This window comes from Lysobacter sp. yr284 (assembly GCF_900107375.1).
GTDB lineage: Bacteria > Pseudomonadota > Gammaproteobacteria > Xanthomonadales > Xanthomonadaceae > Lysobacter.
Genome location: NZ_FNPT01000018.1, coordinates 83448 through 107527, shown reverse-complemented (window position 1 = coordinate 107527; position 24080 = coordinate 83448). Strand labels below are relative to the sequence as shown.

The window sequence follows — 24080 nt, the reverse complement described above, 5'->3', positions numbered from 1 at the left end:
GGCGCGGGGCCGCGCCATAAGGGGCATCCTGCCCCATGGCGCGCGTGCGCATCCATGCGCACGCCCTGCGGGGCTGCGGAACATGTGCTTCGCGTGAGGTTGCGTCCGGGCGAACGGCAACGGCAACAGCAACGGCAACGACAACAGCAACGGCGGGCGCACAAACGAAAAACCCCTCCGGGGGAGGGGTCTTTCCAGGCGCAGGAACGCGGCGGGATCAGACGATCGCGATCGTCTTTTCCTTCTGTTCCTTGAGCCGCTTCTCGAGGTAGTGGATGTTCATCCCGCCCTGCTGGAAGCCGGCATCGGAGAGGATGCGCTGCTGCAGCGGGATGTTGGTCTTGATCCCGTCCACCACCATCTCGCTCAGCGCCACGCGCATGCGCGCGATCGCGGTCTCGCGGTCGGGGCCGTGCACGATCAGTTTGCCGATCATCGAATCGTAGTTCGGCGGCACGCGGTAGCCTTCGTAGATGTGGCTGTCCACGCGCACGCCGGGGCCGCCCGGCGCATGGAAGTGGTTGATCGGGCCCGGGCACGGCATGAAGGTTTCCGGGTCCTCGGCGTTGATGCGGCACTCGATCGCGTGGCCTTCCAGCACCACGTCCTCCTGCTTGATCGACAGCTTGCGGCCGGCGGCGATCATCAGCTGCTCGCGCACCAGGTCGATGCCGGTCACCAGTTCGGTCACCGGGTGCTCGACCTGGATGCGGGTGTTCATCTCGATGAAGTAGAAGCGGCCGTTCTCGTACAGGAACTCGAAGGTGCCGGCGCCGCGGTAGCCGATGCGGATGCAGGCCTCAACGCAGACCTTGCCGATCTCCGCGCGCTGCTCGACGGTGATGCCGGGCGCGGGCGCTTCTTCCACGACCTTCTGGTGGCGGCGCTGCATCGAGCAGTCGCGCTCGCCCAGGTGGATGGCGTTGCCCTGGCCGTCGGCGAGCACCTGGATCTCCACGTGGCGCGGGTTTTCCAGGAACTTCTCCATGTACACCATGTCGTTGCCGAACGCGGCCTTGGCCTCGGACTTGGTGGTCTGGATCGCGGCGTTGAGATGCGCTTCGGTGTGGACCACGCGCATGCCGCGGCCGCCGCCGCCGCCGGCGGCCTTGACGATGATCGGGTAGCCGATCTCGCGCGCGATCTTGATGTTGGCGGCGTTGTCGTCGCCGAGCGGGCCGCCGCTGCCGGGTACGCAGGGCACGCCGGCGTCCTTCATCGCGCGGATCGCTTCGACCTTGTCGCCCATCAGGCGGATGGTCTCGGCGCGCGGGCCGATGAAGACGAAGCCGGACTGCTCGACGCGCTCGGCGAAGTCGGCGTTCTCGCTGAGGAAGCCGTAGCCGGGATGGATCGCCTGGGCGTCGGTGACTTCGGCGGCCGCGATGATCGAGGCCATGTTGAGATAGCTCTCGCTCGACGGCGCCGGCCCGATGCAGACCGATTCGTCGGCCATGGCGACGTGCTTGAGGTTGCGGTCGACGGTGGAGTGCACCGCGACCGTGCGGATGCCCAGGGCGTGGCACGCGCGCAGGATGCGCAGCGCGATTTCGCCGCGGTTGGCGATGACGACTTTATCGAGCATTGGGGCTCTCACACGAAGCGGGGAATGGGCGAGGAAGGGAACCGGGGAGTGGGCAGGGCGACGGCGCGGCGACGGACTCGCCATTGCCCTCGTTCCCCGTTCCCCTGGGTTCCCGCCTTACCCAATGACGAACAGCGGCTGGTCGAACTCGATCGGCTGGCCGCTCTCGGCCAGGATCTTGAGCACGGTGCCGGAGACGTCGGCTTCGATCGGGTTGAACATCTTCATCGCTTCGATGATCGCCAGGGTGTCGCCGGCCTTGACCGTCTGGCCGACGCTGACGAAGGACGGCTTGTCCGGCGCCGGCGAGGTGTAGAAGGTGCCGACCATCGGCGCGCGCACGATGTGGCCGTCGGGCAGGTCGTTGCCGAGCGCCTTGGCGCTGCCGCCGGTGGCCGCTTCGGTCGGCGACTGCATCGGCATCGGCTGCGCGGCGCGCGGCTGTTCCGGGGCGGCGTAGATCGGGGCGGCCGGCGCCAGGGCGTAGCTGCCCTTGGGCGCGCGGGCCAGGCGCACCGACTCTTCGCCTTCCTTGATCTCGATCTCGGCGAGGTTGGATTCCTCGAGCAGGTCGATCAGCTTCTTGATTTTGCGCAGGTCCATGCAACGGGCCTCTGGGGTTTTGGATCTTGGGTGCGGGCCGCGCGGGCGCGGTCCGGGCGAAAGGGGGTCAGGATGCCAGCCGTTTGATTGCGGCTTCGAGCGCGTAGCGGTAGCTGTCGGCGCCGAAGCCGCAGACCACGCCCACGGCGAGGTCGCTGAAGTAGCTGTGGCGGCGGAACGGCTCGCGGGTGTGCGGGTTGGACAGGTGGATCTCGATGAACGGGATCGCGACCGCGGCCAGGGCGTCGCGGATCGCCACGCTGGTGTGGGTGAACGCGGCCGGGTTGATCAGGATCAGGGCGGTGCCGTCCGTGCGCGCGGCCTGGACGCGGTCGACCAGGACGTGTTCGGCATTGGACTGCAGGCTCTCCAGCGCATGCCCGGCTTCGCCCGCGCGCGCGGCCAGGCCGGCGTCGATCTCGGCCAGGGTGGTGCGGCCGTAGACCTCCGGCTCGCGCGTACCGAGCAGATTGAGGTTGGGGCCGTGCAGGACCAGGAGCTTGGCCATCGGGACCGGGACGGTTGCCTTCAAAGGGCGGCAGTTTGCGTCAAGGCCGGCGGGTTGTCCAGGAGTTGCCCGCCAAATCGGCGAAGTTATCGCGCTTTAAGCGGTTGTTTGAGTGGTGGCTCTAAATGCCGGCACGTTCGCGGCGCAAGCGGAAAGTTCGCGGCCGGATCGGCGGCGTTGGCGGCACGCACTGAGCGCACGGTCGCGTTCGCGATGCGCTGCGGCCTATTCGAGCACACGGCCGGGCGTGGCGGGAGGGCGGCCGGCACGGGGATTGCGCGGCTGCGGTCGCAGCTCGGAGATGTCGGTAGGGGCTGGGTGGGGTTCGCGGCGGTCTGGGGCAAGAGCGTCGGGCCTGATGGCCCTCCCACAAGGGCACGGCCACCGGCGGTTGCGGCTTCCGGGCGGGCTCTTGTGGGAGGGCTTCAGCCCCGACGCCGTTCGGTCGGGTCGCCGCGATCGGAAACGACAGCCTCGGGCCTGAAGGGCCCTGCCGCTGCCCAAGACCGGTTCACTGCGCCCAGCTATCGATCTCGCCGTCCTGGAACGGGCCGATCCGCTGCTTGAGCAGGCGCCCGTCGGCGCCGACCAGCACGCTGTAGGGCAGCACGCCCTTGGGGTTGCCGAGCTGGACGCCGGCGTCGCGCGGGCCGGCGGCGTCGAGCAGGATCGGGTAGTGCACCGGCACGCGCTGGAGGAAGGCGGCGACGTCGTCGCGGTGGTCCAGGGCGATGCCGATCACCTGCACGCCGTTCGCGCCCTGGCTGCGCGCGTAGCGGTCCAGTTCCGGCATTTCCTTGATGCAGGGGCCGCACCAGCTGGCCCACAGGTTGATCAGCAGCGGCCGGCCGGCGTAGGCCTTGGGCAGTTCGACCGGCTGGCCGTGCAGGTCCGGCAGGCGCAGGGCCGGGATCGGCTGGCCGCGCTCGGCCACGGCCAGGTCGGCCGGCGGCTTGGGCGCCTGCATCTTCATCTCGGCCTGGAGCATGCGCTGGCCCAGCTCGGTGCGCGAGAACCAGCCGCCGCCGCCGACCACCTGCCCGGCCAACAGGCCGAGCGCGCCGGCGGCCACCGCCACCGCGATCACCTTGACCGCCGAGGGGATCGCCATGGCTCAGCGTCCCCCGGCCGCGGCGCGCGCGCGCTGGGCGAACGGCTCGGCCTTCTCGAAGCCGACCAGGCGCAGCTCGCGGCGTTCGGCGCCATGGGCGTAGTAGATCGTCATCGGCGGGCCGATCACGCCCAGCCGCTTCATCAGCGCCTGGTCGGCCTCGTCGTTGGCGGTGACATCGGCCTTGAGCAGGACGAAGCCGTCCAGCGCCCGGTGCACGGCCGGTTCGGGAAAGGTGTACTTCTCCATTTCCTTGCAGGCCACGCACCAGTCGGCATAGAAGTCGAGCATCAGCGGCAGGCCGGCGGCCTGGGCCGCGGCGATCTCGCGGTCCAGATCTTGGTTGGACTTGATCTTGCGGAACGGCAGTTCGGCCGATTGCGCCGCCGCGCCGCCGCGCAGGCCGGCCAGCGGCTGCAGCGGGTCGTGGCCGCCGGCGAGCGCGCCGAACACCTGCGCCGCGCCGGCCACGCCGAGCAACAGCGCCGCCACCCAGGCCAGCGCGCGCAGGCCGAAGCTGCGGTCCGCGCCGCCGCCGCCGAGCGCGGCCAGCACCGCCGCGCCGAGCAGCATCGCCCCGTACAGCGCCAGCGTCGCCGGGCCCGGCAGGATGCGCGAGAGCATCCACACCGCCATGCCCAGGAACACCACCCCGAACACCCGCTGCACGCCGACCATCCACGGCCCGCTGGTCGGCAGGCCCTTGCCGGCGGCGACGCCGAACGCGAGCAGCGGCGCGCCCATGCCCATCGCCAGCGCGAACAGCGCCGCGCCGCCGAACAGCGGGTCGCGGGTCTGGCCGATGTACAGCACCGCCGCGGCCAGCGGCGGCGCCACGCACGGGCCGACGATCAGCGCCGACAACGCGCCCATGATCGCCACGCCGGTCCACGAACCGGCGCGCTGGCGGTCGCTGACGGCGCCGACCAGGCTGCGCAGCTTGTGCGGCAACTGCAGTTCGAACAGGCCGAAGCTCGACAGCGCCAGGGCCACGAACAGCAGCGCGAACAGCACGATCACCCACGGCGTCTGGAACGCGATCTGCAAATTGGCGCCGACCAGGCCGGCGACGACGCCGGCGATGGTGAACACCACCGCGCTGGCGAGCACGTACACCAGCGACAGCAAGAACGCGCGGCGCGCGCCCAGGCCCGGGCCGCGGCCGACGATCAGGCCCGACAGGATCGGGATCATCGGCAGCACGCACGGGGTGAATGCCAGCAGCAGGCCGAAGCCGAAGAAGGTCAGCAGGGCGAAGTAGCGGTTGGGGCCGGCCAGCGAGGCGGCGAGCAGGCTGTCTTCGGCCTGGGCGGCAGCGGGCGCGGCCTGCGGCGCGGCGGTCTGGTCGGCGCGGCCGGCGATCGCGCCGGCGGCGCTGTCGTCGGCGGAGCCGGCAGTGGCCGCGCCGGTGGCGTCGGCGTTCGGGTCGGCATCGGTGCCGGCAACGGCGGCGACGCCCGCATCCGCCGCGGCCGGCGCGTTCGCCGCGGCGGCCGTCGTCGCCTCCGCCGGCGTTGCGCTGGCCGCCGTTGCCGCCACGGCGGGCGTCGCGCTCGCCGCGGCGCTCGCGGCCGTCGCCGCGGAGACGGTGCCGCGGGCCAGGTCGACCTCGATCTTGCGGGTCATCGGCGGATAGCAGATGCCGTCGGTCTGGCAGCCCTGGAAGCCCGCGGTCAGCACGATCCTGCCGGCCTCGGCGGTCTTGCGCAGCAGCGGCAGCGGCACGTCGATCTGGTCGAAGAACACGGTGACGTCGCCGAAATGCTCGTCGCGGTGCGCGGTGCCGCGCGGCCACTGCGGCTTGCCGGCGGCGATGTCGGCGCGGTCGGTCTTCAGCGAGGTCTTGTCGCGGTACAGGTAATAGCCGCGCGCCGGGGTGAAGCGCAGCAGCAGGGTGTCGCCGTCCTTGGCGATGGCCTCGAAGCCGAACGCGCGCTCCGGCGGCAGCGGCAGCGCGTCGGTGCCCGCACCGGCGCCGGCGGCCGGCGCGCTCAGCGGCGAGCTGCCGCCCAGCAACGGATTGGAGGCGCCGCCGCGCGCGCCGAAGGTGGCCAGCGGCGCGGCTGCGGGCGCCGGGTCCATCGCCGGCGCGGCGGCGTTGCCGAGGCCGGCGCCGGCGGCCGGCGCGGCCAGCGCGACCTCGACGGTGCGGGTCTGCGGCGGGTAGCACACGCCGGCGTCGGCGCAGCCCTGGTACTTGATCGTCAGCTTGGCGCTGGCGGCCTTGGCCTGGCCGGGCAGGGTCGCGGCGACGTCCTGGTGGTAGGTCTCCACGTCGCCGAAGAACTGGTCGCGGTAGGCCTTGCCCTTGGGCAGCTGCAGCGCCTGCGCGGCGAAGCCGGCGTCGCTCTTGACCGAGATGCGGTGGCGGTAGAGGTAATAGCCTTTGGCGACCTTCCAAGAGATCGCGATGCGGTCCGGCGCCGGCGACTGCGCGCTCAGCGCGAACGCCTCGTCGACCGGCAGCAGGTCCTTCTCGTCCACCGCCAGGGCCGGCGCGGACAGGGACAGGCCGAGCACGGCCAAGGCGAGGGCGGCGCCGGCGCGCAACCGGCGCCGGCCGCGGAAAGCGGAAAGGAGGGTCATCGGTCGGGAGTCTGTTCGTTTACCCATCGCATGTACGGCTCGGAGACGTCGCGCGGTTCGACCACGATCATCTCCGGCAGTTCATACGGATGCAGTTGCGCCAATCGGTCCATGGCCGCGGCGCAAACCGTGACGCGGGTCTTGATCAGCAGCTGGATCTCGCTGGCGCGCTCGATCTTGCCCTGCCAGCGGTACACCGAGGTCGCGCCCGCAAGCTGGGTGACGCAGGCCGCCAGCCCTTCCTCGACCAGGGCCTGGGCGACGGTGTCGGCGCTGGCCTGGTCGGGGCAGGTGGTGAGCAGCAGCAAGGGCAGGGTGTCGACGCGCATGACCCCAGTGTAAGCGGCCGGCGCGATGCGGACGCGGGCGGCTGCGGCAATCGGCGTCACCGATCCGCGCCGCGGCGCGCGCCTCAACGCCGGCCGGAGCGGCCGCCCGGGCGACGCGCCGGCGCCGGCTTTGCCGATCCGGGGCGTTGGCGCGCCGGCGTCGGCGCCTGCCGTTGGTGGACGAAATCGACGAAGGCGCGCAGCGGCGCCGGCATCTGCCGCCGGCTCGGGTAGTACAGGAAGAAGCCGGGAAACGCCGGGGTCCAGTCGGCCAGCACCCGTTGCAGGCGGCCGGCGTCGAGGTGTTCGCGCACGTGGAAGTCGAACAGATAGGCCAGGCCGACGCCGTCCAGCGCCGCGCACCGGGCCACTTCGGGTTCGGTGACGATCAGCGGGCCTTCGACCGCGGCTTCGAGCTTCTCCGACCCGTTCGCGCCGGTGCGTTCGAATTCCCAGTGGTACAGGCTGCCGTCGGTGGGCCAGCGGAAATTGATGCAGCGGTGGCGGCGCAGTTCGCGCGGGTCGCGCGGCACGCCGTGGTCTCGCAGATAGTCCGGCGCGGCGACCACCATCATTTCCGCGTCGCCGCCCAGGCGCACGGTGACCATGTCCTGCTCGACCATCTCGCCCAGGCGCACGCCGGCGTCGAAGCGGCCGGCGACGATATCGACCAGGCGGTCGTCGGCGACCAGGTCGACCACGATGTCCGGGTAGCGCGCGTGGAACTCGCCCAGCAGCGGCGCGATGTGCTGCACCGCCGCGATCCGCGAGGCGTTGATCCGCAGCAGCCCGGCCGGCGTATCGCGCGCGTCGCGCACCAGCGCCACCGCCGCGTCGAGGTCGTCCAGCGCCGGCCGCAGCTTGGCCAGCAAACGCGCGCCGGCTTCGCTCGGCGCGACCGAGCGGGTGGTGCGGTTGAGCAGGCGCACGCCCAGGCGTTCTTCTAGCGTGCGGATGGTCTGGCTCAACGCCGACGGCGACAGCCCCAGGTGCGCGGCCGCGCGCACGAAGCTGCCGTGTTCGGCGATGGCGGCGAAGGCGCGCAATTCGGCGTAGTCGCTGCCGCGCATGGATTATGCTCCGTTCGCTAAATGGCCCATGCGGATAATGCCGGATTAACGCAGCAGTGTCCGCGGCGCAGGATGCCGGCATCGCCACCGGAGACGCCGCCATGAGCACCGCCCGCACCGCCGCCCTGCCTGCCTCGCTGACCGACTACCGCCTGCTCGGCCGCTCCGGCCTGCGCGTCTCGCCGCTGTCGCTGGGCGCGATGACCTTCGGCACCGACTGGGGCTGGGGCGCCGACGAAGCCCAAGCGCGGCGGATCTTCGATACCTACCTCGAGCGCGGCGGCAATTTCATCGACACCGCCAACCAGTACACCGGCGGCAGCTCGGAGCGCCTGCTCGGCCAGTTCGCCGAAGGCCGCCGCGACGAGTTGGTGATCGCCACCAAGTACACCCTGACCGCGCGGCCGAAGGACCCCAACGCCGGCGGCAACCAGCGCAAGAGCATGGTGCGCTCGGTCGAGGACAGCCTGCGCAAGCTGCGCACCGACTACATCGACCTGCTGTACCTGCACGCCTGGGACGAGACCACGCCGGTCGAGGAAGTGCTGCGCGCGATGGACGATCTGGTCCGCGTCGGCAAGCTGGTCTACGTCGGCATTTCCGACACTCCGGCTTGGCAGATCGCGCGCATGCAGGCGATCGCCGACCTGCGCGGCTGGTCGCCGTTGATCGCCTTGCAGATCCAGTACAGCCTGATCGAGCGCACGGTCGAACGCGAGTTGATGCCGATGGCGCGCGAGCTGGGCCTGGGCGTGGTGCCGTGGTCGCCGCTGGGCATGGGCGTGCTGACCGGCAAATACAGCCGCGCCGATCTCGACATCGGCAGCGGCGTGCCCGAAGCGGTGGGCACGCGCAAGAACGTCGCCGCCAGCAACGGCGTCTTGACCGCGCGCGCGCTCGACATCGCCGAGGTGGTCAAGCAGATCGCGGCGGAACTGGGCAAGACGCCGGCGCAGGTCGCGCTGGCGTGGACGCTGCTGGACCCGGCGGTGACCTCGCCGATCGTCGGCGTGCGCACGCTGGCGCAGTTGCACGACAACCTCGGCGCGCTCGACGTGCGCTTCGACGAGACGCAACGCGCGCGGCTGGATGCGGCGAGCCGGATCGAGCTGGGGTTTCCGCACGATTTCCTGAAATCGCCGATGGTCCACAGCGTGGTGTTCGGCGAGGTCGAGCGGCCGGTGCGGGTTTGATCGGCGCGCTGCGGGAATGACTCAGTAAGAACTAAGAACGATGTAGCCGGATCGCACTGTGGGAGGGCCTTCAGGCCCGAGGCTGTTGGCTCCGGCCGCTGCGTCGCATCGGATCGGAAAGCGTCGGGCCTGAAGGCCCTCCCACACTAAAAGCAGCACTATCGCAGCCGCAGGCTACGGCGAAGCAGCGCTATCGGGCCTGAAAGCCCGGCCGCATCAAGCACCGTCGCAGCTGGTTTCCTGGAGCGCGCACAGCCGGTCGACCCAGGCGCGGAAGCGGCCGCCGGCGAGTCCCGCCTTGGCCGCGGGCTTGATCTCCAGGCCGGAGTCGTCGTCGCGCTCGATCGGGCCGAATTCGACCAGCGCCCAGCGCCCGGAGCACCCGGCCAAACGGGCCGAGCCGACGAAGGCATCGGTGTCGAAGCTCATCGCGTCGTGCCCGATCATGACCGCCGGCGCTTTCGCATCCGGCCGTTGCCGACCGCTGCTCGCCTGCGACTTGACCGTGAGCTTGCGCCCGCTGACCCAGCCGGTGCCCTTGAACATCGGCCGCTGCGGGCCTTCGATCAGCGCGTCGTTGTCCTGCGCGCCGCGGATCTTGAACCAGCCGTCGGCGCCGGCGATCACCTCGACCTCGACCATCGCGCTCATCGGCGGTTCGTCGCGGCTGTGGCGGATCGGCGGCAGCGTGCCGAGCACCTTGTGCGCGGTGCCCGGGCCGGCGCGGACGTTGAGCCCGGCCGGGTCGGTTTCAGTAACGAAAGCGCCGAACGAACAGGCGGTTTCGCCGGCCGGCGGCGCGGCGACGGCGGCGGGCTGCGCCGGCGTCGGCGATGCGGCGAACAGCGCGGTGGCGGCGAGAACGATGGCGGCCGTGCGTGGCATGGGGCGGGCTCCTTGCGTGATGTTCGCGCCCGGTCGGGCCAGCCGATCATAAACGCCGCGGGTGTCGGCGCGCGCGGCGGCGGCCGCGGCCGCCGTATTCGCGGCCGCACACGGCGCGCCGACGCATTCTCTCGACAGCGGCACGGGTATAAGGTGGCGCACCCAGGAGATCCCCATGCGCGCGCCGTTCCGCCTGTCCACCGTTCTCGCCGCCGGTTTGTGCGCGGCGTTCGCCGCGCCCGCGCCGGCCGCGCCGGCCGCTGCGGCGCCCGCGCCGCCGTCCGCCGGCGACATCACCCACGGCCGCTTCGTGCGCACGCCGGTGCGCTTGCCGCAGGGCGAAGTGAAACGTTTCGTGATGTGGTTCGCCGACGGCATCGGCGCGGCCGCGCGCAAGGCGCGGGTCGATGCGCTCGTCGCCGACGGCGCGATGGTGGTCACGGTCGATCTGGCGGCGTTGGAAGCGGTGCTGCGCAAGGACGGCGGCAAGTGCAATTTCTCGTCCGGCGACGTCGAGAATTTCTCGCGCTACGTGCAGGCCTACTACCGCCTGCCGACCTATCACCTGCCGCTGCTGCTCGGCGACGGCGAGGGCGCGGCGTTCGCCTACGCCATCGCCGCGCAGGGCAACGCCGGCCTGTTCGCCGGCGCGGTATCGCTGGACTTCTGCCCCAGCCTGCGCGCGGCGCAGGCGCTGTGCCCGAGCGGCTCGCTCAAGCTGCAGGTCGAAGGCAAGCGCGCGCAGTTGCAGGCGCAGCCGCTGCAGGTGCCGTGGCTGCTGGCCGCGTCCGCCGGCGGCCCGCCGGCGTGCCCGGCGGCGCAGGCCGACGCCTTCGCCCGGGCGGTGCCGCAGGCGCGCACCTTCCGGCGCGACGCGCGCGGCGACGCCTTGCCGGGGCTGCGCGCGGCGCTGGCGTCGCTGGGCGCGCAGCGCCACGCCAGCCTGCCGCCGCCGCCGGCCGACCTGGCCGGATTGCCGGTCAACGAGATGCCGGCGCAGGCCGGCGGCAACCGCGACACCTTCGCCGTGTTCGTCTCCGGCGACGGCGGCTGGGCGGACGTCGACAAGAGCGTCAGCGCGCGCCTGGCCGAAGCCGGCGTGCCGGTGGTCGGGGTGGATTCGCTGCGCTACTTCTGGAGCCCGCGCACGCCGCAAAGCTTCGGCGCCGACCTCGACCGCATCGTGCGCTACTACCGCGCGCAGTGGAAACGTTCGCGGGTGATCCTGGTCGGCTTCTCGCAAGGCGCCGACGTGCTGCCGGGCGGCTACAACCAGCTGCCGCCGGCCACGCGCGAACTGGTGCGGCTGACCGCGCTGCTGTCGCCGGGGCAGAAGGCCGAATACGAATTCCACCTGAGCAATTGGATCGGCAGCAGCGGCCAGGGCCTGCCGATCGCGCCGCAGGTGGCGCAGATGCCGGCCGCGCAGGTGCTGTGCATCTACGGCAGCGAAGACGCCGACGCGTTATGCCCGCACCTGCCCGCGGGCGGGGTGCGGATCGAGAAGATGCACGGCGACCATCACGTCGGCGGCGATTACGACGGCGTCGCCGCGCGGGTGCTGGCGGCGGCCGGGATCGCGTCGGCGCCCGCGTCGCCCTGAGGCGCCGGCGCGCTGCTCGGGAACCGCGCGACATGGCGTTCGCCTTCGTCGTGGCGGCGCGGGTCCAGCGAGATCAGCCGGGTCGCGTCCAGCAGCGCCGCCGGCAGGTGCATGCCGGCGGGCGCGGCGAGATAGCGGGTGCGCCAGACCGGATCGAACTTGGCCTTGAACCGGCGCAGCCCGACGAAGCCGTAGAAGCGCTCGCCGTGGCGCGCGATCAGGTTGGCGAAGCGGTTCCAGCGCCCGGCCAGGCGGTGCTGGGACAGCCCCGACAGCGGCGCCATGCCCAGCGAGAAGCGCTCGAAGCCCTGCGCGCGGCCCCATAGCAGCAGCTCGGCGAACATGAAATCCATGGTGCCCTTGGGCGCGTCGGCTGCGTGGCGCATCAGGTCGATCGACAGCTCGCGGCCGTTGGTCGCGTTCCATACGTTGGCGAAGGCGACGATGCGGCCCTCGTGCTCGACCAGCGCCACCGGCAGGCGTTCCAGGTAGGCGTTGTCGAAACTGCCCAGCGAGAAGCCCTTTTCCTCGCCGGACTTGAATTCGAGCCAGTCGTCGGAGATCTCCTCCAGCGTCGCCAGGATCGGCGCGACCTGCTCGGCCGGGACGATGCGGAAGCTCAGGCCCGAGCGCTTGCCGCGGTTCCAGGCCTGGCGCAGGTCGGCGCGGTTGGCGCCCTGCAGGCTGAAGTCTGTCAGCGGCACCAGCGCCTCCTCGCCGAGCTTGACCAGGGTCAGGCCGAGGTCGAGGTAGGTCTGCCAGTACTGCTCGCCGACCTGGTAGAACACCGGCCGCACGCCCATGCGGTCGGCTTCCTCGCGGAAGCGCCAGATCAGTTCGCGCGCGACCTCGGGCGGGCCGACCGGGTCGCCCATCGAGATCAGCGAGCCGCCGTAGCGCTGCATCATCACCAGCCCGCGCTGCTGCGGGTCCAGCAGCAACGCCTTGTCGCCGGTCAGCGCCAGGTGCGCCTGGCTGTCCTCGGCCTGGGCCAGGATCGGCCGGATCAGCGCCAGCTGGGCTTCGTCGGCGGCCGGCAGCGCGGTGCGCGCAGCGTGCAGCAGCCGCGCCAGGCCGAACGCGATCACCGCCACGCTGACCAGCAGCATCGCCCGCAGCGCGCGCGGCGCGTTGCCGGAGACCAGGAATTCCCACCACAGCTCGTTGCGGTACTCGACGTGGCTGTAGGCGAAGAACAGCAGCCAGATCGCCGCGATCAGCACCAGCCCGAGGTTGCGCAGCCAGCGCCACGACCAGGCCTCGTCGAGCAGCGCGCCCTGGCGGTAGAACTCGCGCCGCGCCGCCCACAGCGCCAGCGCCACCAGCGGCGGCGCCAGCGCCAGCAGCCAGTGGCCGCCGCGCAGCCACGACGGCAGCGGCAGCAGGATGCACACGCCCAGCGCCAGCGCCCACGCGGCGTGGCTGCGCCGCTGCAGGCCCTGGCCGATCAGCAGCAGGCCGACGCCGCCGAGGCTGGCGAGCAACTGCGAGGTTTCGATCAGCGGCAGCGGCGCGTGGGCGAGGCGGTGCTGCGGCTTGGGCAGGGTGCCGTCGAGGATCAGTGCGGCGCCGAGCACGAACGCGGCCAGCGCGATCACGTGCGGCAGCCACGGCCGCACCGCCAGCCACGCCGTGCGCAGCGCGCCGGCGCTCTGCGCGACCGGGCCGCGCGCCGAGGCGACCAGGCCCAGGATCGTCGCCAGCACCAGCGGCGCGGCGTAGTAGGTGATGCGGTAGGCCAGCGCCGCCGCCAGCAGGCTGGCCGGGGCCACGCTCGGCAGCAGCTTGAGCAGGCTCCATTCGAACACGCCGATGCCGGCCGGCACGCTCGACACCAACCCTGCCAGCACCGCCACCAGGTACAGGCCGACGAAGCCGACGAAGCCGGTGCCCGATTCGGGCGGAATCGACGGCGCCAGCAGCACGTACAGCGCGCCGCCGGCCAGGGCCAGTTCGACCACGCTCAGCGCGGTGACGCTGAGCACGGTGCGGCGGTCGGGCAGCCACAGCGCATGGCCGCGCAAGCGCAAGGTGCGGCCGTCGCGGCCGACCGCGATCAGCAACGCCAAGAAGGCCAGCGCGACCGCGCCGCCGGCGGCGCGGATCGCGTTCTCGCCCAGCGGCAGCAGCAGCGCCGCCGGCGCCGGTTCGAACATCAGCGCGCAGGCCAGCAGCACCCAGGCGCCGAACACGAAGCCGAGCGTGCTCATCAGCACCACCTGGCCGATGTCGGCCAGCGACAGCCCGGCCGCGCCGTAGCCGCGCAGGCGCACCGCGCCGCCGGTCAGCGCGGCGAAGCCGAGCGTGTGGCCGACCGCGTTGGCGAGGAAGGCGGTGAGGATCAGCCGCATCGGCTTGACCTTGACCGCGTTGCGGCGCAGGCCGATGGCGTCGAAGCCAACCAAGCAGGCATAGCTGGCGAGGCCCAGCACAAACGCCAAGGCGATACGAAGAGAGTCGATCTCCCGGAATGCGTCCTTGATCGCCTTGACCCCATGCCCGCTGAACTCCCCCGCCAGCGCATGCAGCGCCAGCGCCAGGATCGCCAGGCTGGCGAGCATCGACAGGGCGCGGCGCCAATTGGACGGCGTGGCGGCGGCAGCGGGCGGGGTGGCGGCGGTCTGGGAACTCATGCGGCGGGGCGGGCGGGGGTGCTAAAGCTTTCAGCAAACCGCGCTAAAACGGAATGAGGGGCCGGCGGCGGGTTGGTACCGGCAGGTAACGGCGGGCCGGCCGCGGGCGCGGCGGGCCGCGCTAGGCCTGCGCCGCCGGGCCGGGCGCGACTGCGCCGGCGAGCGGCGCGCCTTGCAGAATCCGGTCCCACACCGCCGGCGCGCCGACGATCCGTTCCAGGAACGCCACGAAGGCCTCGACCTTGCGCGGCCGGTACTCGCGGCCCGGATACACCGCATGGATGCCGATCGGCAGCAGGCTCCAGTCCGGCAGCACTTCCACCAGCCGGCCCGCGGCCAGTTCCTGCGCCACGGCGAAGGTCGCGGTCTGCAGGATGCCTTCGCCGCGCAGCGCCGCGTCCACCAGCGGCGCGCCGTAGTTCGCGCGCAGCCGGCCGCGCACCGGGATCCGCTGCGGTTCGCCGCGGCCGTGGAACTCCCAGCTCGCGTTGCCGCGGAACAGGGTGTAGTGCAGGCAGTCGTGTTCGCTGAGCTGGGCCGGCGCGGCCGGCGCGCCGCGCCGGGCCAGGTATTGCGGCGCGGCGACCAGGATCCGCCGGGTCTGGGCGATGCGCCGCGCGATCAGGCGCGAGTCGGCCAGCGCGCCGATCCGGATCGCGCAGTCGAAGCCCTCGCCGATCAGATCGACGAAGCGGTCGTCGAACTGCACGTCCAGTTCGATCCCCGGATGGCGGGCGAGGAACTCGCCCAGGTGCGGCATCACGTACAGCCGGCCGAAGTTCATCGGCAGCGACACCCGCAGTTCGCCGCGCGGCTGCGCGGCGCGGTCGCGGGCGCGCTCGCCGGCGGCGAGGATTTGCGCCAGCGCCGGCGCCACTTCGGCGTGGTAGTCGCGGCCGGCCTCGGTCAGGCTCAGCCGGCGGGTCGAACGGTTCAGCAGCTTGACCCCGAGCCGCGCTTCCAGCGCATTGAGCCGGCGGGTGATCGCGCCCGGGGTCAGTTCGAGCTGGCGCGCGGCGGCGGTGAAGCTGCCGTGGCGCAGGATCGCGTCGAAGGCTTCGAGTTCGGAGTACAGGCCGGCGGACATTATTGATATCGGCTCAATGATTAGTTGTCGCGCCGATCCTATATCGGCGGATGCAGCAACAATAGCCTGTGCGTCCCGACCCGATCCCCGGGAGCCCGTCATGGACGCCTTCCAGCTGCAAGGCACCACCCTCGATTCCCTGCGCCGCGTCGCCCTGCCCGAGCCGCAGCCCGGTCCGGGCCAGGTGCGCGTGCGCGTCGCCGCCGCCTCGGTCAACTATCGCGACTACGCCCTGGCGACCGGCCGCTACCAGGCCGAGCTGCCGCGGCCGTTCGTGCCGCTGTCCGACGGCGTCGGCCGGATCGACGCGCTCGGCGCGGGCGTCGCCGGCCTGGCCCTCGGCGAGCGGGTGATCGGCCACTACACCACCGCCTGGCTGGACGGCCCGTTCAAGTCGGCCAACCACCTCAGCAAGCTCGGCGGCCCGCTCGACGGCTGGCTGGCGCGCTGGATCGTGCTGCCGGCGGCCGCGCTCGCGCGCGCGCCGGCCGCGCTCGACGACGCGGCCGCCGCGACCCTGCCGGTGTCGGGCCTGACCGCCTGGAGCGCGCTGCGCAAGCTCGAACTCGCGCCCGACGCCAGCGTGCTGGTGCAGGGCAGCGGCAGCGTCTCGCTGATGGCGCTGCAACTGGCCGCGGCGCGCGGGCTGGACGTGATCGCCACCAGCGGCGATGCGGCCAAGGCGCAACGGCTGCGCGAACTCGGCGCGCGCGCGGTGATCGACTACCGCCGCACGCCCGATCTGGCCGCGGCGGTGCGCGAACTGACCGGCGGGCGCGGCGTCGACGGCATCGTCGACGTGGTCGGCGGGCCGCAGTTCCTGAGCCTGTTGAACGCCGCGGCCGACAACGCGCATATCGCGGTGATCGGCTTCCTCGACAGCATGAACGTGGACGGCAACCTGATCGGGCCGATCATGGCGCGCCAGCTCAACATCCACGGCGTCAGCGTCGGCAGCCTGCAGGACCTGCGCGAATTCGTCGACGAAGTGGCGGCGCGCGGCATCGCGCCGGTGGTGGGCGAGCGCTTCGCGTTCGCGCGCGGTGCGCAGGCGATCGCCTCGATCGGCGAGCGGCGCGGCTTCGGCAAGCCGGTGGTGCTGTTGGATTGAGCGACGGCGTCGCCGAGGCCTTGCGCTTTTGTGGGATGGCCTTCAGGCCCGATGCTTTTCGCTTTTGTGGGAGGGCCTTCAGGCCCGATGCTTTTGTTTCAGGTCGCGGCGACCTGAGCGAAGAGCATCGGGCCTGAAGGCCCTCCCACAGAAAGCGGACCTGCATCGAAGCGAAGATTTCCGCTGGCCCCGAAAAAACGAAGGCCCGCGTCGCGCGGGCCTTCGCATCCGACGTCTAAAGCGCGATCACGGAACCAGCTGGCAGCTCGCCGGCTTGGTCGAGGTGAACAGCGCCGAGGTCGCCCACTCGGGGTGGTCGACGAACGGGTTGCGGTTGCCCTGGAAGCTGAAGACCACTTCGTTGCGCGCCTTTTCCGCCGCATCCGGCGGATCGGCCTGGTGCCACTGCAGCAGGGTGCTGAGCAGGCCCATGTAGGCCGGCGACGACGAGGTGACCACGATCTTGCTGCGGTCGTCGGTCAGCTCCAGGTCCGGCTCGCCCTGGCCGCTGTTGGGATCGCTGCCGCCTTCGTAGCGGATCGCCATGTACATCACCGCGCGGGCGATGTCGCCCTTGCGCGGGCTCCACACTTCGAACGAGCCGCCGTTGCCGTCGGGCGTCTTGAACCAGTTGGAGTTGCCCGGGTACACGCCGCTGCCGCCGCCGGTGCCGTTGTTGACCTCGGTGACGCGCTCGCTGCAGCCGCTGGTCTTGGAGCAGTTGGCCAGGGGCTTGTTGCCGCGGTCGGCGTTGTAGGCCGAATCGGTCAGGTACAGCATGTGGGTGTCGGTGTACGGCGCGTTCGGCAGGCCCTTGTTGCCGGTGGTCGAGCCGAAGCCCAGCGAGTTCGGCCAGGTGTGCTCGCGGTTGTACTTGATGCCGCCGCCGCTGCCGGCGCGGTCGGTGACCTTGACGTAGCTGCGGTTGCGGTAGGCGTCGAGGATGCGGCCGGCGTTGTTCGGGTCCTCGTCGGCGATCTCCAGGATCGTCCAGGTGTTGGTGGTGCCGCCGCTGTACGGATAGACCGTGTGGCCCTTGATCGTGGCGTGCAGCGAGCAGCGCAGCTGGCTCGGGCTGGAGGTGTTGACGTGCTGGTAGTAGCCGGTTGGGGTGCCGCCGCCGCTGGCGACGTTGAAGTTCACCACGGTGTTGGCGGCCGGGTTGGCGCCGCCGCTGTCGGTCACCTTGCTCGCCACCACGGTGAAGGTACAGGCCTCGCCGGCGTGCAGCGCGGTGCCGGTGGAGGCGGTCACGGCGGTGCCGCTGGAGGGATAGCTCAGCGTCACCGCGCCGGTGGTCGCGCACTGCAGGGTCAGCGCGCCGGCGGCCAGGCTCACCGCTTCGCTGAAGTTGACCGACAGGTCGCCCGCGGCCGGGAAGTTGGTCGCGCCGGCGGTCGGCACGGTCGAGGTCACGCTCGGCGGGGTGTTGGGCTGGGTGCCGGCGAAGGTCTGGCCGTTGTTGCAGGCGCCGAAGCTCTGCGTCGCCGAGGCGCGCCAGCTGAAGTTGGCGTAGGCGCTGCCGTTGCCGCCGAGCTGCAGCGAGGTGCCGGCGGCGGTGGAACCGGATTCGGACACCGGCAGGTTGACGCTGGTCTTGCCCTTGGCCGGGCCGTCGGCGGCGGTGATCTGGCCTTCGTAGCTCAGGAACTGGACCACGTTGCCGGCGCCGTCGACCAGGGCCATGCCGTCGTTGGGGCCGTTCTGCAGGCCGTTGGTCGGGTAGGTCAGGGTGGCGATGCGCGCGCTGCCGCCGCAGGTCGCCGCGCTGCCGGCCGGGACCAGGTCGTTGTCGTACATCGTCGCCGCACCCGGGGTGGCGCCGTTGTAGAGCACGATGCGGTAGTCGCTGAGGGTTTCGCCGGCGGTGGCGACGACTTCGATGCGCTCGCCGACGTCGCCGGCGGCAGTGGCGTCGTCGTAGTGGAATTCGTTGATGAACACCGCCGCCGGCGCCATCGTCGGCAGCAGCGAGGCGATCGCGACCGAGAGCAACCCGGCGCGGCGCGCCGACCGGGCGGGCGCGGACGACGAAGCGAGGGGACGACCAGCAACGGACTTGCGCATCAAACGGCTCCTTGTGATTGGCGTCGCGCGCGCGGCCGCGGGCAGGTGCGGCCGGGCGGATCGAGGAAGTTCGGCGCCCTCCCCAGGGCGCGCGCCTGCGAGTCTAGTCGGGGTTTGTGACAGCGCCCGAGGAGGGCGGTCACATCCGGACGAAAAAATCGCGACCGCGTTCGCGCAATCGCGATTCCGGCTGCGAACTGCGCCACATCGCGCGTCCGCCGGCGGTCACGTCCCGCCGCGCGCCTTGCCCAGCGCGCGGCTGCGGCCGGTGCGCGACTGCGCCAGCTGCTCGGCGATCTCCACCAGCGGCACCCGCGCCCGCGCCGGCGCTTCGCGGAAGGCGGCGAGCAGGCGCAGTTCCAGCGCGTCCTCGACCAGCAGCGCGTCGGCGGCGGCGACCGAGTCCATCGCGGTGTCCTGCGACAGGTTCATGCGGCCGCGGCCGGTGGCCAGCCATTCGAACTGCACGCCGGTGGCCAGCGCGACCTCGCGCAGGTGGGTGGCGCTGGGAAACTTGCCCTGGGCCGACTCCCAATGCCCGACCGCGCTGCGTTGCACCCCGACCGCGGTGCCCAGGGCGGCCTGCGACAGGCCGGCGTGGCGGCGGGCCAGGCGGATGCGCTGCTGTGGCGTCATGTGACCTCCTGCGCAAAATTTCAGGGGTTTCTACGCAATTGCTACCACTGTTCGCCGGGTGAGCGATAGACGCTGCACCCTGTGCGCTTTCGTTGTCGTTGTTCGTAAGTCGGTTCAATGATTACAAGCACTTGCCGGATCGAACAAGTGTTCGAGCCACCTAAAGTAGCCAGATTCGCTGGACCGGCAGGTGGCAAGCGCAAAAAGGAGTCCGGAAGATGGCCCCACGCTGATACGGACGTCGGCTTACGACACGACGTCGGTTCGGGGGAAAGGGCGCAGGATCGCCATGCTCAGGACAGCCATCTCCGCACCAAAGAGCGCGTTCCACGGGACGCGCTCTTTCTTTTTGCGGCGTCGGGCGGATGCGCGGCGGCGGACCGCAAGGCATCGGGCCCGAAGGCCCTCCCACGACCGCGCGGGCATCGCTGCCTGCCCCGGCGCCGGTGCGGGGGCGTTCAGGCCCGACGCTTTGCGCCCGGCCGCGACGACGCCTCACTCCACCGGCCGCAACTGCTCGGCGAGCGAACGGGTCTTGTCGGTCACCTCGTCGCCGGTGTGCCGGGTGCTCTTGCGCTCGATCAGCAACAGGTGGCATTCCTCGTCGGCCACCGGGTTGTGGCGCACGCCCTTGGGCACCACGAACAGCTCGCCTTCGCCGAGCTCGACGGTGCGTTCTTCCATCTCGATCCGCAACCGGCCCTTGAGCACGTAGAACAACTCGTCCTCGTCCGCGTGGCTGTGCCAGGCCAGGGTGCCGTGCACGCGCGCGACCTTGACGTAGGCGTCGTCGACCTCGGCCACCACCCGCGGCGACCACAGTTCGGCGAGCGCAGCGGCGATGCGGGCGGGCGAGGCGATCGACATGGCGGGACCTGGCAGGCAGCGGGGTCGGGACAGTGTAGGCGCTTGCGCGCAGGCGGGGCGGACTCGCCTGCGGGACGAAACGCGGCGGATGCAGGCGCTGCGGGCGCTGCGGCCGCGGGGCAGTGGCTTGCGTCGCAGGCGCGGTGTCGCGGTCGCGGCTCGCGCCGCTCCTACAGGAGATTGCCGGGTTTTCGCGCGGGCCGCAACGCAGCGACTGTAGGAGCTGCGCAAGCTGCGACCGCGGGGTGGCCGCTCGCGTCGCAGGCGTGGTGTCGCGGCGCGCGCCGCGCCTACACGGGCTTCGGCGGCAGTGCGGCGAGCTGTGCGCGGACCCAGTCGCGCACGTTCGCGTCGCGCACTTCCAACACGTCGAACAGGCCCAGCGCGCGCAGCGCCGGCAACAGGTCGCGGGTGTCGCGTTCGGCCTGCGCGCGCGTCGGCGCCGGCGCGGCCGGGTCGGCGAGCACGCGGGCGTTGGCGAGGAACGCGGCGACCGAGCCCTTGCGGGCGACGATCTCGCCGATGCGGACTTCGTCCTGGCGGTCGGGAAGCATGTCTTCGGCGCGCATGCGCGATCTCCAGGGAAAGAAAAGAACGGTGGGGAATCAAGGCTGAAACAACCGGCGCGGAAGCGAACGCGGCCGCCGGGCCGGTGCGTCCATGCTGGGCCGCGCGGGCCGGCTCTGCTACGTTGCCCCGGCCATCCGCTATCGCGTTCCGGCCATGTCCGATCCCCTGCTCGCGCGCGAACGCCTGGACGCGGCCGACGCGCCGTTCCTGCTCGCCGCGCGCCTGCGCGCGCCCGGCGTGCGCGACACGCCCGAACATCGCCATGCGCGCGGCCAGTTGCTCGGCGCCGATCGCGGCCTGCTCAGCGTCGGCACCGCTCGCGGCCGCTGGCTGGTGCCGGCCAGCGATGCGGTGTGGGTGCCGCCGCACCAGCCGCATTCGCTGCGCTCGCACGGCGCGGCCTTCAGCGGCTGGAGCGTGTACGTGGCCGAAGCCGAGTGCGCGGCGCTGCCGGCCCAGCCGTGCGCGCTGGCGGTGTCGCCGTTGCTGCGCGAGGCGGTGGCGCGCGCGGCCGGTTGGCCGGCCGGCGCGCCGCTGGACCCGGCCCAGGCACGGCTGGCGCGGGTGCTGCTCGACGAGATCGCCCTGGCCGGCGGCGGCGACGGCGGCCGGCTCGGCCTGCCGATGCCGCAGGACCCGCGCCTGCTGCGGGTCGCCCGGGCCCTGGCCGATGCGCCGGACGATCCGCGCGGCCTGGCCGCCTGGGCCGCGGTCGCGCACCTGTCCGAGCGCAGCCTGACCCGGCTTTTCGCGGCGCAGACCGGCTACAGCCTGCTGCAGTGGCGCCAGCGCGCCCGGCTGCTGCGGGCGCTGGAGCGGCTGGCCGCCGGCGAGGCGGTCACTGCGGTGGCGCTGGCCTGCGGCTACGACAGCGTCAGCGCGTTCATCGCCATGTTCCGCCGCCACCTCGGCGCGGCGCCGACCCAGTACCTGCGCGGGCCGGAGGGTGGGGCGGGGGATTGAGTCCGGTTGCGGTCGCCGGCGTTGGGGCGCCGTCGCCGCGGGCTGCCGGCAAGGCCAGCCGTTGTGGGAGGGCCTTCAGGCCCGATGCTTTTATGTCAAGGTCGCGGCGGCCGGAGCGGAAAGCATCGGGTCTGAAGGCCCTCCCACAACAGCGACCAGCACCGGACCTGAAGGCCCTCCCGCAACCGCCGCCGGACCGACGGCTGTCACCGATCCGGCGCAGGATTCGTCGCGCCCCCCTTGAAAGCGCTCCAGGGCGCCCTATCTCCGGTCAGGTCCCGGTTCGCCGGGCGCTTTCGTCCCCGGCATTGGCACTCGCCGGGTGCGACTGCTAAAATTCCCGTTCTTTATCCGCCAATTCAACTACTTACAGAGGTCGCCATGAATCTCAAGCCGCTCCACGACCGCGTTGTCGTCAAGCCGATCGAAGCCGATGAAGTCTCGGCCGGCGGGATCATCATCCCCGACGCCGCCAAGGAAAAGTCGACCAAGGGCGAAGTCGTCGCCGTCGGCCCGGGCAAGGCGCTGGACAACGGCAGCGTGCGCGCGCCGCAGCTGAAGGTCGGCGACAAGGTCATCTACGGCCAGTACGCCGGCAGCAGCTACAAGCAGGACGGCATCGAGTACAAGGTCCTGCGCGAAGACGACGTCCTGGCGATCGTGGGCTAAGCGCCGGGAGTCGGGAACGGGGAATCGTTGAAGCGCTTGCGCTGACGTCCGATCCGCCCCTCCCGCCCGCCGCTCTTCCCAGTCCCAATTTCCTCTATCCCCATTCCCGGAGTTCGCAACAATGGCTGCCAAAGAAATTCGTTTCGGTGAAGACGCCCGCGCCAAGATGGTGCGCGGCGTCAACGTGCTCGCCAACGCCGTCAAGGCCACCCTCGGTCCGAAGGGCCGCAACGTCGTGCTCGAGAAGAGCTTCGGCGCGCCGACGATCACCAAGGACGGCGTGTCCGTCGCCAAGGAGATCGAACTAGCCGACAAGTTCGAGAACATGGGCGCGCAGATGGTGAAGGAAGTCGCGTCCAAGACCTCCGACAACGCCGGCGACGGCACCACCACCGCGACCGTGCTGGCCCAGGCGCTGATCCGCGAAGGCATGAAGGCGGTCGCCGCCGGCATGAACCCGATGGACCTCAAGCGCGGCATCGACAAGGCCGTGACCGAGGCCGTGGTCGAGCTGAAGAAGCTGTCCAAGCCGTCCTCGACCTCGAAGGAAATCGCCCAGGTCGGCGCGATCTCGGCCAACTCGGACCACAACATCGGCGACCTCATCGCTCAGGCGATGGACAAGGTCGGCAAGGAAGGCGTGATCACCGTCGAAGACGGCTCGGGCCTTGAGAACGAACTCGACGTCGTCGAGGGCATGCAGTTCGACCGCGGCTACCTGTCGCCGTACTTCATCAACAACCAGCAGTCGATGCAGGCCGAACTGGACGATCCGTTCATCCTGCTGCACGACAAGAAGATCTCCAACGTGCGCGACCTGCTGCCGGTGCTGGAAGGCGTCGCCAAGGCCGGCAAGCCGCTGCTGATCGTCGCCGAGGAAGTCGAAGGCGAAGCGCTGGCGACCCTGGTGGTCAACACCATCCGCGGCATCGTCAAGGTCTGCGCCGTCAAGGCCCCGGGCTTCGGCGACCGTCGCAAGGCGATGCTGGAAGACATGGCCGTGCTGACCGGCGGCACCGTGATCTCCGAGGAAGTCGGCCTGCAGCTCGAGAAGGCGACCATCAAGGATCTGGGCCGCGCCAAGAAGATCCAGGTCTCCAAGGAAAACACCACCATCATCGACGGCGCGGGCGAGAGCTCGGGCATCGAGGCGCGCATCAAGCAGATCAAGGCGCAGATCGAAGAGACCTCTTCGGACTACGACCGCGAGAAGCTGCAGGAGCGCGTGGCCAAGCTCGCCGGCGGCGTCGCGGTGATCAAGGTCGGCGCCGCCACCGAAGTCGAGATGAAGGAAAAGAAGGCCCGCGTCGAAGACGCGCTGCACGCCACCCGCGCTGCCGTGGAAGAAGGCATCGTCCCGGGCGGCGGCGTCGCGCTGATCCGCGCCAAGGCGGCCATCGGCGGCCTGAAGGGCATCAACGAAGACCAGAACCACGGCATCGCCATCGCCCTGCGCGCGATGGAAGCGCCGCTGCGCGAGATCGTGACCAACGCCGGCGAAGAGCCGTCGGTCATCCTCAACAAGGTCATCGAAGGCAAGGGCGCCTACGGCTACAACGCCGCCACCGGCGAGTACGTCGACATGATCGAGGCCGGCATCCTGGACCCGACCAAGGTCACCCGCACCGCGCTGCAGAACGCGGCCTCCATCGCCGGTCTGATGATCACGACCGAAGCCATGGTCGCCGAGCTGCCGAAGAAGGACGAGCCGGCGATGCCGGGCGGCGGCGGCATGGGCGGCATGGGCGGCATGGACTTCTGATCCGGCCGTTCGCCGTAGCGCGAACCGAAAAGACCCCGCCGCGAGGCGGGGTTTTTTTTCGCCTCGGCGCGGGCCGCCGCGCCGGCCCACGCGCGGCCGCCGCGGGCGAGGGCTGCAGGATCTTGCCGGGCGAATCGCGATTGAGCGGCGCCGCGCACGCGGCTATGTAGAGCGCGGTGCAGCGCGGGCTGGCGCGGGAGCGCGCGAACTGTTCGATCGCGCCGACGCACCGATGCCGTTGC

Annotated in this window: 19 protein-coding genes and 1 pseudogene; 6 read left to right on the top strand and 14 right to left on the bottom strand. The window is 71.3% G+C overall.

Features of this window, described 5'->3' with window-relative positions:
• Positions 1-217: 217 nt before the first annotated feature.
• The 7 genes from accC to BLV01_RS20370 form a co-directional block, all read right to left on the bottom strand.
• Positions 218-1585 carry an acetyl-CoA carboxylase biotin carboxylase subunit gene (gene accC / locus BLV01_RS20400; protein ID WP_091804369.1) on the bottom strand — a complete coding sequence of 456 codons (1368 nt, stop codon included), beginning with the start codon at positions 1583-1585 and terminating at the stop codon, positions 218-220.
• A gap of 117 nt (positions 1586-1702) precedes the next feature.
• Entirely contained in the window at positions 1703-2188 is a 486-nt protein-coding gene (gene accB, locus BLV01_RS20395) for an acetyl-CoA carboxylase biotin carboxyl carrier protein (RefSeq protein ID WP_091804366.1), read from the bottom strand.
• A 67-nt stretch (positions 2189-2255) separates the two neighbouring features.
• Positions 2256-2696, bottom strand: a complete 441-nt coding sequence (gene aroQ, locus BLV01_RS20390; protein ID WP_091804363.1) for a type II 3-dehydroquinate dehydratase — start codon at positions 2694-2696, stop codon at positions 2256-2258.
• Between the two features lie 511 nt (positions 2697-3207).
• The gene (locus BLV01_RS20385) at positions 3208-3807 is read right to left on the bottom strand and encodes a TlpA disulfide reductase family protein (RefSeq protein ID WP_091804360.1); all 600 of its coding nucleotides are present in this window, start codon (positions 3805-3807) and stop codon (positions 3208-3210) included.
• Positions 3808-3810: 3 nt separating this feature from the next.
• On the bottom strand, positions 3811-6393 hold the full coding sequence (dsbD, locus tag BLV01_RS20380) for a protein-disulfide reductase DsbD (RefSeq protein ID WP_175486146.1): 2583 nt from the start codon (positions 6391-6393) through the stop codon (positions 3811-3813).
• Positions 6390-6722, bottom strand: coding sequence for a divalent-cation tolerance protein CutA (gene cutA / locus BLV01_RS20375; protein WP_091804354.1), 333 nt, complete (start codon positions 6720-6722; stop codon positions 6390-6392). Before cutA ends, dsbD begins: the two co-directional genes overlap by 4 nt.
• An 83-nt stretch (positions 6723-6805) precedes the next feature.
• A complete protein-coding gene (locus BLV01_RS20370) occupies positions 6806-7792 on the bottom strand; it encodes a LysR family transcriptional regulator (protein WP_091804351.1) in 987 nt (328 codons plus the stop codon).
• 101 nt (positions 7793-7893) lie between these two features.
• On the opposite strand from BLV01_RS20370, the gene BLV01_RS20365 reads away from it, so the two are divergent.
• Positions 7894-8985 carry an aldo/keto reductase gene (locus BLV01_RS20365; RefSeq protein WP_091804392.1) on the top strand — a complete coding sequence of 364 codons (1092 nt, stop codon included), beginning with the start codon at positions 7894-7896 and terminating at the stop codon, positions 8983-8985.
• Between the two features lie 216 nt (positions 8986-9201).
• Here BLV01_RS20365 and BLV01_RS20360 read toward each other — a convergent pair whose 3' ends face one another.
• Entirely contained in the window at positions 9202-9870 is a 669-nt protein-coding gene (locus BLV01_RS20360) for an SH3 domain-containing protein (RefSeq protein WP_091804348.1), read from the bottom strand.
• A gap of 175 nt (positions 9871-10045) precedes the next feature.
• On the opposite strand from BLV01_RS20360, the gene BLV01_RS20355 reads away from it, so the two are divergent.
• Positions 10046-11473: a virulence factor family protein gene (locus BLV01_RS20355; protein ID WP_091804345.1), complete on the top strand. Its 1428-nt coding sequence runs from the start codon at positions 10046-10048 to the stop codon at positions 11471-11473.
• A 50-nt stretch (positions 11474-11523) separates the two neighbouring features.
• Here BLV01_RS20355 and mprF read toward each other — a convergent pair.
• Both mprF and BLV01_RS25745 read right to left on the bottom strand, forming a co-directional pair.
• Positions 11524-14106 (bottom strand): annotated as a pseudogene (gene mprF, locus BLV01_RS20350) (bifunctional lysylphosphatidylglycerol flippase/synthetase MprF); the annotation flags it as partial.
• Positions 14107-14227: 121 nt separating this feature from the next.
• Complete coding sequence (locus BLV01_RS25745; RefSeq protein ID WP_175486144.1) at positions 14228-15193, bottom strand: LysR family transcriptional regulator; 966 nt, start codon at positions 15191-15193, stop codon at positions 14228-14230.
• 100 nt (positions 15194-15293) lie between these two features.
• On the opposite strand from BLV01_RS25745, the gene BLV01_RS20335 reads away from it, so the two are divergent.
• A complete protein-coding gene (locus BLV01_RS20335) occupies positions 15294-16304 on the top strand; it encodes a zinc-dependent alcohol dehydrogenase family protein (protein ID WP_175486142.1) in 1011 nt (336 codons plus the stop codon).
• A gap of 246 nt (positions 16305-16550) precedes the next feature.
• Here the strand turns inward: BLV01_RS20335 and BLV01_RS20330 are convergent, their stop codons facing one another.
• From BLV01_RS20330 to BLV01_RS20315, 4 genes are all read right to left on the bottom strand, one after another.
• Positions 16551-18263, bottom strand: coding sequence for an endonuclease (locus BLV01_RS20330; RefSeq protein ID WP_254782709.1), 1713 nt, complete (start codon positions 18261-18263; stop codon positions 16551-16553).
• Between the two features lie 333 nt (positions 18264-18596).
• Positions 18597-19007 (bottom strand): helix-turn-helix transcriptional regulator, encoded by a 411-nt coding sequence (locus BLV01_RS20325; protein ID WP_091804336.1) that lies wholly within the window; start codon positions 19005-19007, stop codon positions 18597-18599.
• 495 nt (positions 19008-19502) lie between these two features.
• A complete protein-coding gene (locus BLV01_RS20320) occupies positions 19503-19874 on the bottom strand; it encodes a cupin domain-containing protein (protein WP_091804333.1) in 372 nt (123 codons plus the stop codon).
• A gap of 290 nt (positions 19875-20164) precedes the next feature.
• Positions 20165-20443, bottom strand: coding sequence for a hypothetical protein (locus BLV01_RS20315; RefSeq protein ID WP_091804330.1), 279 nt, complete (start codon positions 20441-20443; stop codon positions 20165-20167).
• A 154-nt stretch (positions 20444-20597) separates the two neighbouring features.
• Here BLV01_RS20315 and BLV01_RS20310 point away from each other — a divergent pair, with 154 nt between their 5' ends.
• From BLV01_RS20310 to groL, 3 genes are all read left to right on the top strand, one after another.
• Positions 20598-21407, top strand: a complete 810-nt coding sequence (locus BLV01_RS20310; RefSeq protein WP_091804327.1) for an AraC family transcriptional regulator — start codon at positions 20598-20600, stop codon at positions 21405-21407.
• 381 nt (positions 21408-21788) lie between these two features.
• Entirely contained in the window at positions 21789-22076 is a 288-nt protein-coding gene (locus tag BLV01_RS20305) for a co-chaperone GroES (protein ID WP_057946296.1), read from the top strand.
• 121 nt (positions 22077-22197) lie between these two features.
• Complete coding sequence (groL, locus tag BLV01_RS20300) at positions 22198-23838, top strand: chaperonin GroEL (RefSeq protein WP_091804324.1); 1641 nt, start codon at positions 22198-22200, stop codon at positions 23836-23838.
• Positions 23839-24080 lie beyond the last annotated feature (242 nt).

Coding starts and splice junctions, on each gene's coding strand:
- BLV01_RS20320 (WP_091804333.1), bottom strand. CDS start 19,874: ATGTCGATCGCCTCGCCCGCCCGCATCGCCGCTGCGCTCGCCGAACTG.
- BLV01_RS20330 (WP_254782709.1), bottom strand. CDS start 18,263: ATGGCGCCGGCGGCGGTGTTCATCAACGAATTCCACTACGACGACGCC.
- BLV01_RS20335 (WP_175486142.1), top strand. CDS start 15,294: ATGGACGCCTTCCAGCTGCAAGGCACCACCCTCGATTCCCTGCGCCGC.
- BLV01_RS20355 (WP_091804345.1), top strand. CDS start 10,046: ATGCGCGCGCCGTTCCGCCTGTCCACCGTTCTCGCCGCCGGTTTGTGC.
- accB (WP_091804366.1), bottom strand. CDS start 2,188: ATGGACCTGCGCAAAATCAAGAAGCTGATCGACCTGCTCGAGGAATCC.
- dsbD (WP_175486146.1), bottom strand. CDS start 6,393: ATGACCCTCCTTTCCGCTTTCCGCGGCCGGCGCCGGTTGCGCGCCGGC.
- BLV01_RS20370 (WP_091804351.1), bottom strand. CDS start 7,792: ATGCGCGGCAGCGACTACGCCGAATTGCGCGCCTTCGCCGCCATCGCC.
- aroQ (WP_091804363.1), bottom strand. CDS start 2,696: ATGGCCAAGCTCCTGGTCCTGCACGGCCCCAACCTCAATCTGCTCGGT.
- cutA (WP_091804354.1), bottom strand. CDS start 6,722: ATGCGCGTCGACACCCTGCCCTTGCTGCTGCTCACCACCTGCCCCGAC.
- BLV01_RS20305 (WP_057946296.1), top strand. CDS start 21,789: ATGAATCTCAAGCCGCTCCACGACCGCGTTGTCGTCAAGCCGATCGAA.
- BLV01_RS20385 (WP_091804360.1), bottom strand. CDS start 3,807: ATGGCGATCCCCTCGGCGGTCAAGGTGATCGCGGTGGCGGTGGCCGCC.
- BLV01_RS20365 (WP_091804392.1), top strand. CDS start 7,894: ATGAGCACCGCCCGCACCGCCGCCCTGCCTGCCTCGCTGACCGACTAC.
- BLV01_RS20325 (WP_091804336.1), bottom strand. CDS start 19,007: ATGACGCCACAGCAGCGCATCCGCCTGGCCCGCCGCCACGCCGGCCTG.
- BLV01_RS20360 (WP_091804348.1), bottom strand. CDS start 9,870: ATGCCACGCACGGCCGCCATCGTTCTCGCCGCCACCGCGCTGTTCGCC.
- BLV01_RS20315 (WP_091804330.1), bottom strand. CDS start 20,443: ATGCGCGCCGAAGACATGCTTCCCGACCGCCAGGACGAAGTCCGCATC.
- BLV01_RS25745 (WP_175486144.1), bottom strand. CDS start 15,193: ATGTCCGCCGGCCTGTACTCCGAACTCGAAGCCTTCGACGCGATCCTG.
- groL (WP_091804324.1), top strand. CDS start 22,198: ATGGCTGCCAAAGAAATTCGTTTCGGTGAAGACGCCCGCGCCAAGATG.
- BLV01_RS20310 (WP_091804327.1), top strand. CDS start 20,598: ATGTCCGATCCCCTGCTCGCGCGCGAACGCCTGGACGCGGCCGACGCG.
- accC (WP_091804369.1), bottom strand. CDS start 1,585: ATGCTCGATAAAGTCGTCATCGCCAACCGCGGCGAAATCGCGCTGCGC.